Annotated in this window: 8 protein-coding genes; all 8 read right to left on the bottom strand. The window is 68.1% G+C overall.

What is annotated here, in order from left to right:
* Nucleotides 1–132 precede the first annotated feature (132 nt).
* The 8 genes from N878_RS08020 to N878_RS07985 all read right to left on the bottom strand — a co-directional run bounded on the left by N878_RS08020 (nt 133) and on the right by N878_RS07985 (nt 7,750).
* Nucleotides 133–1,143 carry a YeiH family protein gene (locus tag N878_RS08020; RefSeq protein WP_021443148.1) on the bottom strand — a complete coding sequence of 337 codons (1,011 nt, stop codon included), beginning with the start codon at nt 1,141–1,143 and terminating at the stop codon, nt 133–135.
* Nucleotides 1,140–1,466, bottom strand: coding sequence for a Rieske 2Fe-2S domain-containing protein (locus N878_RS08015; protein WP_021443147.1), 327 nt, complete (start codon nt 1,464–1,466; stop codon nt 1,140–1,142). Before N878_RS08015 ends, N878_RS08020 begins: the two co-directional genes overlap by 4 nt.
* Complete coding sequence (locus tag N878_RS08010; RefSeq protein WP_021443146.1) at nt 1,463–2,122, bottom strand: DsbA family oxidoreductase; 660 nt, start codon at nt 2,120–2,122, stop codon at nt 1,463–1,465. Before N878_RS08010 ends, N878_RS08015 begins: the two co-directional genes overlap by 4 nt.
* Nucleotides 2,119–3,447, bottom strand: a complete 1,329-nt coding sequence (locus tag N878_RS08005; RefSeq protein ID WP_021443145.1) for an MFS transporter — start codon at nt 3,445–3,447, stop codon at nt 2,119–2,121. Before N878_RS08005 ends, N878_RS08010 begins: the two co-directional genes overlap by 4 nt.
* Before the next feature lie 274 nt (nt 3,448–3,721).
* Nucleotides 3,722–4,774, bottom strand: coding sequence for a 3-keto-5-aminohexanoate cleavage protein (locus N878_RS08000; RefSeq protein ID WP_021443144.1), 1,053 nt, complete (start codon nt 4,772–4,774; stop codon nt 3,722–3,724).
* A gap of 67 nt (nt 4,775–4,841) precedes the next feature.
* A complete protein-coding gene (locus tag N878_RS07995) occupies nt 4,842–5,690 on the bottom strand; it encodes a TauD/TfdA family dioxygenase (protein ID WP_021443143.1) in 849 nt (282 codons plus the stop codon).
* A gap of 11 nt (nt 5,691–5,701) precedes the next feature.
* The gene (locus N878_RS07990; protein WP_021443142.1) at nt 5,702–6,682 is read right to left on the bottom strand and encodes a quinone oxidoreductase; all 981 of its coding nucleotides are present in this window, start codon (nt 6,680–6,682) and stop codon (nt 5,702–5,704) included.
* Nucleotides 6,683–6,847: 165 nt separating this feature from the next.
* On the bottom strand, nt 6,848–7,750 hold the full coding sequence (locus N878_RS07985) for a DUF2950 domain-containing protein (RefSeq protein WP_021443141.1): 903 nt from the start codon (nt 7,748–7,750) through the stop codon (nt 6,848–6,850).
* Nucleotides 7,751–7,808 lie beyond the last annotated feature (58 nt).

Here is a 7,808-nt window from a genome sequence, read left to right as displayed (position 1 = left end):
CTCGGCGCCTTGCTCCGGCTGCTGCGCGGCTTGCGCAGGGCGGCGCCGGCCGGCACGGCGGACTGCTCCGGCGTGGGGGATTCGGGGTTTTGCTTCATGACAAGTCTCGGCTAGGCAGGCTCGGAAGGCGCATCACCAGCCCCAGTGCAACAGCACCAGGACCAGCGCGGCGAGGAAGGCGGTTTCGCCGATCATCAGCAGGATCGGCTTGATCCCGACGGTGGCCAGCTCCTTGAGCTGGGTCTTCATGCCCAGGGCGGCGATGGACACCACCAGGCACCAGCGCGACAGCTCGTTGATGCCGCCCTGCACCAGGCTCGGCACCCAGCCGGTGCTGTTGATGCAGGCCAGGATCAGGAAGCCGACGGCGAACCAGGGCAGCAGCGGCGGGCGCTGGCCGCCGGTCTCGGCGCCCTGCATGCGGGTGATCATGGCGGCCACCACTATCACCGGCAGCAGCATGGCCACGCGCATCAGCTTGACCACGGTGGCGGTGTCGCCGGTTTCCGCCGACATGCTGTAGCCGGCGCCGACCACCTGGGCCACGTCGTGGATGGTGGCGCCGAGGAACACCCCGGCGAGCTCCGGCGACAGCGCAAACCAGTTGGCGATCATCGGGTAGAGGATCATCGCCAGGGTCGACAGCGCCGACACGCCGATCACGGTGAACAGGGTGGCGCGTTCCTTCTGCGGGTGGTTGGGCAGCGCCGCGGCCAGCGCCAACGCCGCCGAGGCGCCGCAGATGGCGGTGGCGCCGCCGGTGAGCATGCCGAACAGGCGCTGGAAGCCCAGCGCCTTGGCCGCCAGCACCGACAGCGAGATGGTCAGCACCACCAGCACCACCACCAGCGCCAGCGGCTTCCAGCCGAGACCGGCGATCTGCTCCAGGGTGATGCGCATGCCCAACAGGCACACGCCCAGGCGCAGCACGGTGCGCGCGGTGAACTCGATGCCGGCCTTGCACTTGCCCTCGCTGGCGAGGAAGTTCAGCGACAGCCCCAGCAGCAGGGCGAACAGCATCACCGGCGCGCCGTAATGCTCGGAGAGGAAGGTGGCGGCAGCGGCGGCCACCAGGCTGACGCTGATGCCCGGCGCCAGCTCGCGCACGCGGTCGTTGAACTGGACCAGAGTAATGGCGGTCATGGGGCCGACTCCTGCGGCGGAACAAGGATGTGCAACTGCTCGCCCTCCACCTCTACCGGGTAGGTGGGCACTTTCAGCTGGGTGGAATTGAGCAGGTAGCCGCTGGCCAGGTCGAAGCGCAGACCATGGGCGCCGCACTGGATCACTCGGCCCTGCAGCTTGCCGCCGCACAGCGACGAGCCCTGGTGCGGGCAGCTGTCGCCGATGGCGTAGAACTGCCCCTCGACGTTGAACAGCGCCAGGCTGTAGCCCTCGCCTTCGAGCAGCAGGCGCGCCCCGGGGGCGGCCACCTGCGCCAGGGCGACGCTGATACGCCGGCTCATGCCCGGCGCTCCTCGGGCTCGTCAAGGGCCCGGCGCATGGCCAGCAGCAGGGCGTTGGCCGACTGCGCCCCGGATACGTCCAGGCGCTTGTTGAAGACGAAATGGGGTACGCCCTGGGCCGCGCTCGCCCCGGGCGCGAAGTACGGCTGGCCGTTGCCGCGCAGTACCGGCGCCAGCTGGGCGGTGTCGAAACCGCAGGCCTGGGCGATGGCCAGCAGGGTGGCGCCATCGCCGAGGTTCTCGCCATGCTGGAAATAGGCGGCAAACAGGCGCTCCAGCAGGGCATCGCGCTGGGCCGGCTGGCCCAGCGCGGCGGCGCAGGCCAGCAGACGATGGGCGTCGGCGGTATTGGGCATCTGCGCGATGCGGCTCAGGTCGAGATCCAGCCCGGCGACGCTGGCGGCGCGCTGCACCTGGGCCTGGCGCAGGCTCACCGCCTCGGCACTGCCCAGACGTTCCAGGTAGAAGGCGGCAAAGGGCACGCCCTCGGCCGGCAGATGCGGCAACAGTTGCACGCCATGCCACTGCTGCTCCACCCGCACACCGGGCCGCTCGTGCTGCAGCTGCAGCAGGGCCCTTTCCAGCTGACGCTTGCCGATCAGGCACCAGGGGCAGATGAAGTCGAAGAACACCTCGACCTGCAATACGGCGCTCATGCCTGGGCCTCCACCGCCGCCTCGACGGCCTTCTCCTCGACGCCCTCGCCTTTCAGTCGCGCCATGTCGGCCAAGTAGCTGCGCCCCGCCAGGAGGAACACCGCGGCGGCGGCGATGCTCACCAGCGGCACCAGCTGGAAGGCATTGTCCAGGCCGATCAGATCGGAGACCTTGCCGGTCAGCAGCGGGCCGGTGGCCAGGCCGAGCAGGTTGTTGGCCAGGGTCAGGGTGGCGAACGCGGTGCCGTGCACCTTGTGGTGGGTCAGGTTGGCGACCATGGCGCCGGCCGGGCCCGAGGTGCCGGCGGCGATCACCATGCCCAGGCCAATCAGCGCCAGCTGGGCGGTGCCGAACGGCAGGGCGAAGGCCAGCGACAACAGCAGGCAGCTGCCCAGGCAGTAGGCCATGCACAGGCTGATCTTGCGTTCGGGGCCGTGGCGGCTCATGCGGTCGCTGAGCATGCCGCAGAGAATCATGCCGACGCCGCTGCACAGCACGATGATGGCGGCCACGGCGCCGGCCTTGTCGGTGCTCATGCCGTAGAAGCGGTTGAGGTAGCTGGGCATCCACACGATCACGGTGCCGCCGACGAACAGCTGCAGGCCGCTGGCGACATAGGCGCAGAGTACCGAACGGCTGGAATACAGGGTGCGCAGCGGCCGGCCGACCTTCAGCGCCGCCGCGCCGGCCGCCTTGGCCACACGCTGCGGGGCGATGCGCGACTCGCGCACCACGATCGGATAGAGCAGCGCCAGCGCCAGGCCGAAGAACGCCATGCCGGCGAACGCCCAGCGCCAGCCGAAGTGCTGCGCCATCACGCCGCCCAGGGCCATGCCCAGCACCGAGCCGAACATGCCGCCGGAGATGAAGGCGCCGGACAGGGTGGCGCGCATCTCGCGCGGGAATACCGAAACCACCACGGCGATGCCGACGCTGCCGTAGGCGGCCTCGCCGACGCCGACCAGAAAGCGGGCCCAGAACATCTGCTCGTAGTTCTGCGCCACCGCGCAGCCCAGGGTCGCCAGGCTCCAGACCACCGCCATCAGGGTCAGGCTCTTGATCCGGCCGAAGCGGTCGGCGAGCAGCGACAGCGGGAAGGTCAGCAGACCGACCATCAAGGCGACTATGCCGCTGAGCAGGCCCAGCTGGGTGTCGCTCAGCGCCCACTCGGCCTTGAGGCTGGGGAACACGGCATTGAGCACCTGCCGCGACATGTAGTCGGATATCAGCAGGCCGAAGGTCAGGGCGAAGACGATCCAGGCATAGCGGCGCGCTATCCCCTGGGAGCTATCCTCGATGTCATCGCCGATATGATGCGCAGCCATGCTGCCTCCTCGAACTGTCGTTATTGTTTTAGGGTGAAAGCCTCTGGGAAAAAGCTCCTCACCCGCCTCTTGTGGGGGCGGAGGGCCGGCGTCGCATCCGCCAACGTGGCGACGGACGCGACTACCAACCGGGCAAGAGCTTTATCGCAAAAGCCTCGGGATCAGCCGAACACGCCAGCCAACCGGCTGGCGTGTTCGCTACGGGTGCTGCCGGCGAGCCGGCATCGCCCTCCCCCCCTGGACCTGACCAAAACAGGGGGACTGACTCGCTCGATCAACCGCGTTGCGGCACGCCCTTCTGGCCCGCCTTGCGGTTCGGCGCCATGCCGTTGGCCAGCAGGGTTTGCTCGACGCTGTCGTACTGCACGCCGATGCGGTAGATCTCGCGCGCTTCCTTGCCGCTGGCGATCTCGCGGCCCAGCTCGTGGGCCACGCGCACCGTCTGCTGGATCTGCTGCACCGAGGTGAAGCGCTTGCCATGCTGGTCGACTATGGTGTCCTCGATGCCGCAACGCGGGTGCAGGCCCATGGCCAGGGCCATGGCGTTGAACGGCAGGACGTTCTTCAGCAGCGACTCGGCGGTGAGGGTGCAGCCGTCCGGCGCGCGGTGGATGAAGTTGAAGAAGTTGAACGGGTTGGGGCCGTCGAAGCCGCCGCCGATGCCGATCCAGGTGAGGTTCAGCGGGCCCATGTACAGGCCCTTGCGCACCATGCGCTCGAGGGTTTCCAGGGAGTGGATGCCGGTCAGCTGGAAGTGCGGCTGGATGCCGTTGGCGGTCAGGCGCTTGAGGTGCTCGGCGACCCAGGCCGGGCCGGCCGGCACGGTCATCTCGCTGTAGGCGGCCTGGAACGCCGGGTTGGCCAGGGAGGTGCCTTCCAGGTACTCCGGATAGAGCAGCTCCATGATGTTCATCTGGGTGGTGTTGATCGCCACGGTGACCTGGTCCGGCTTCGGGGTCAGCTCGGCCAGCATGTGGCGGGTGTCGTCGCTCAGCCACTTGGCCGCCTCGCCCTCGCCTTCCGGGGCGAAGGAGATCGAGCCGCCGACCTGGATGATCATGTCCGGCACGGCCTCGCGCACCCCCTTGATCAGCTCGTTGAACTTGGACAGGCGCTTGGAGCCGCTGCCGTCCAGCTCGCGCACGTGCAGGTGGAGCACGGTGGCGCCGGCCTCATAGCAATCGACCGCCTTCTGGATCTGCTCGTCCATGGTCACCGGGATGTCTTCCGGGAAGTCCGCCGGCATCCACTCGGGGCCGTAGGGGGCGACGGTGATCACCACCTTTTCCATGTTTTCCGGGTGCAGCGAATCGTCGAAGAATTGCATGGGATCCTCGCTTGGTATTGTCAAAGTAGCCCGCCCCGCAACGGTAGGAACGGAACGGGCGAAAGGGTTAGTAGGTCTTGTCGCCGATGATCCCGGCTCGCTCCATCTTGCGATGGCAGGGCGGGTAGTCCATGACCGCGTAGTGCTGGGTACTGCGGTTGTCCCAGATCGCCACGCTGTTGGGCTGCCAGCGCCAGCGCACCTGGTATTCGGGGATGTACGCCTGGCTGATCAGGTAGCGAAGCAGGTCGCTGGCGCCGGGGTTGGCGTCCTGGCCGAAACGCACCCGATCCGGGGTGTGGTAGTTGCTGAAGTGGGTGGTGAAGGCGTTGACGAACAGCACCTTCTCGCCGGTTTCCGGATGGGTGCGCACCACCGGGTGCTCGGCATCCGGGTACTGCGCCTTGAGCGCCAGGCGCTTGTCGATCGGCATCGCCGCGCCGAAGCTGGCCTCGATGCTGTGGCGCGCGCGCAGGCCCTCGAGCCTGGCTTTGACGTCGTCCGGCAGATTGGCGTAGGCCACCACCATATTGGCCCACATGGTGTCGCCGCCCACCGGCGGGCACTCGATGCAGCGCAGCACGCAACCCAGCGGCGGCGCCTCGCGCCAGGTGGCGTCGGTGTGCCAGGCGTTCTCGTAGCGGTCCATCGGCTGGTCCGGGCGCTTGTAGATCTGCACCAGGCCCGGGTGCTCCGGGTCGCTGCCCGCCACCGGGTGGTCTTCCAGCTCGCCGAAACGGCGGGCGAAGGCCACGTGCTCGGCACGGCTGAAGGCCTGCTTGCGCAGGAACAGCACGCGATGCCTGAGCAACTGCTGGCGGATCTCGGCGAACAGCCCGTCGTCGTGGATGGCGTCGGCCAGATTCACGCCGATCAGCTCGGCGCCGATGTTGTAGGTCAGTTGTTCGACTTGCATGGCGGGCCTCCTCAGATGACGAAGATCGACGAGCCGGTGGTCTTGCGCGACTCCAGGTCGCGGTGCGCCTGCACCGCGTCCTGCAGCGCGTAGTGCTGGTTGATCTCGATCTTGATCCGGCCGCTGCCGACATGGTCGAACAGCTCGCCGGCCAGCGCCGCCTTCTCCGCCGGGTCGGCGATGTAGTCGGCCAGGGCCGGGCGGGTCATGTACAGCGAGCCCTTCATCGCCAGCAGCTGCGGGTTGAAGCCTTCGATCGGCCCGGAGGCGGTGCCGACGCAGACCAGCAGGCCACGGCGCTTGAGCGAGTCCAGCGAGCCCATGAAAGTGTTCTTGCCGACGCTGTCGAACACCACGTTGACGCCGACGCCGTCGGTCAGCTCGCGCACGCGGCTGGCGACGTCTTCATGGCTGTAGTTGATGGTGTGGTCGCAGCCGTGGGCGCGGGCCACTTCGGCCTTGGCCTCGCTGGACACCGTGCCGATCACGGTCAGGCCGAGCAGCTTGGCCCACTGCGAGACGATCAGGCCGACGCCGCCGGCGGCGGCGTGCAGCAGGATGCTGTCGCCGGCCTTGAAGTCATGGATGCGGCGCATCAGGTAGGCCGAGGTCAGGCCGCGCATGGTCATGGCCGCGGCGGTCTCGAAGGCGATGGTGTCGGGCAGCTTGATCAGCGGCGCAGCCGGAATCAGGCGCTCGGTGGAGTAGGCGCCGAGGGTGTTGAGAAAGCCGGTGTAGGTGACGCGATCGCCGACCGCCACGTTGCTCACGCCCTCGCCCACCGCCTGCACCACGCCGGCCGCCTCCACGCCCATGCCGTTGGGCAGCGGGATCGGGTAGGTGCCGTTGCGGAAGTAGGTGTCGGCGTAGTTCAGGCCAACGGCCACATGGCGCAGGCGAACCTCGCCTGGGCCGGGTTCGCCGACTTCGACGTCCTCATAACGAAGGACTTCGGGAGCACCGGTTTCGTAGAAGCGTACGGCTTTGGCCATGCCTGATTTCTCCAATCATCGATCTTGACGAACAGCGTCGATTTGCGTTGATTGGACTTTAGGGCGAGGGCCTGGCGGGTGCTTCTCATCGGACGACAGGCGCTTTTCATTTAATGACAAGGCTGCCGGGACGAACCGCCGGCAGCCAGGCTGTGCAGCCGCCCCTCAGGGCAGCGCGGCCTGCGCCGTCTGGTCGACTTCGTGCCAGCTGCTATCGGGATCGAAGCGGCTCATGGCCAGGGCCTGGTTGCCGCCGTCGGGGCCCAGATCCTTTTCGAACACCCGCCCCTCGTGACTGATCATGAAGCTCATCACGCCACTGTCGCCATAAGCGCTGGGCCAGGCGATCAGGGCAAAGCCGCGGCTCATGTTGTCGCCCAGCAGGTAGTCGTAGGCGCCGCCCGGCGCCGAAGGCCCCTGGGCGGAGAGGATGCGGTAGCGATAGCCCTGCCAGTCGCCGTCCGGCAGTTCGTCGCCGAACAGCGGGCCCAGCGGGCTTTCCTCGAGGCCGGGCTGCTCGACCCAGTACAGGCCGTCGTGCTGGCCATCGCGGCTGACGAACTGCTGTGCGTACTCCAGTACGCCGTCGCCGTCGCGGTCGACCTCGGCGTAGTCCATCTGCGCGTCGTGGTAGGCGCGCACCGCCTGCAGGGTGGCCAGCTCGTTGCGGCCGATGCGACGCACGCGGATGGTCTCGCCGCCGGCCTGGGTATCGAAGCGCCATCCCGAGGCGTCGCGCATCAGTGGCAAGGGAAACTCCCAGGCCTCCTGGCCCACGACCAACACGGCCTGGTCGGGGGCCGTCGAACGAATTTCGTGATGTTCCCGGTACAGGGCGAGGAAGGCGTCGACATCCTCGCGCTCGATGCCTTCGAGCGGAATGTAGCTGCGCCACTGCTCGCCGAGCAGGGCCGCCATGCGCGCGGCGTCGGCGCGCTGGTTGCCCAGGGCGAGGATCAGGGCATCCACCGCAGCATTGGGGCTGGGAAAGCTCTGCTGCGCCTGCAAGCCCTGCAACGGCAGCGCCAGCAGCACCAGCAGGAAGACGCGAAGAACGGCGTTGGTCATGGCTGGACTCCCTGTCAGCGCCGCCGGGCGCCGCCGCGGGACGCGGAAATGGCGGGAC

It is taken from the genome of Pseudomonas sp. EGD-AK9 (assembly GCF_000465935.2).
Taxonomy (GTDB): domain Bacteria; phylum Pseudomonadota; class Gammaproteobacteria; order Pseudomonadales; family Pseudomonadaceae; genus Aquipseudomonas.
This window is presented reverse-complemented; position numbering and strand designations above follow the sequence as displayed.

Coding starts and splice junctions, on each gene's coding strand:
- N878_RS07995 (WP_021443143.1), bottom strand. CDS start 5,690: ATGCAAGTCGAACAACTGACCTACAACATCGGCGCCGAGCTGATCGGC.
- N878_RS07985 (WP_021443141.1), bottom strand. CDS start 7,750: ATGACCAACGCCGTTCTTCGCGTCTTCCTGCTGGTGCTGCTGGCGCTG.
- N878_RS08015 (WP_021443147.1), bottom strand. CDS start 1,466: ATGAGCCGGCGTATCAGCGTCGCCCTGGCGCAGGTGGCCGCCCCCGGG.
- N878_RS08000 (WP_021443144.1), bottom strand. CDS start 4,774: ATGCAATTCTTCGACGATTCGCTGCACCCGGAAAACATGGAAAAGGTG.
- N878_RS08010 (WP_021443146.1), bottom strand. CDS start 2,122: ATGAGCGCCGTATTGCAGGTCGAGGTGTTCTTCGACTTCATCTGCCCC.
- N878_RS08005 (WP_021443145.1), bottom strand. CDS start 3,447: ATGGCTGCGCATCATATCGGCGATGACATCGAGGATAGCTCCCAGGGG.
- N878_RS08020 (WP_021443148.1), bottom strand. CDS start 1,143: ATGACCGCCATTACTCTGGTCCAGTTCAACGACCGCGTGCGCGAGCTG.
- N878_RS07990 (WP_021443142.1), bottom strand. CDS start 6,682: ATGGCCAAAGCCGTACGCTTCTACGAAACCGGTGCTCCCGAAGTCCTT.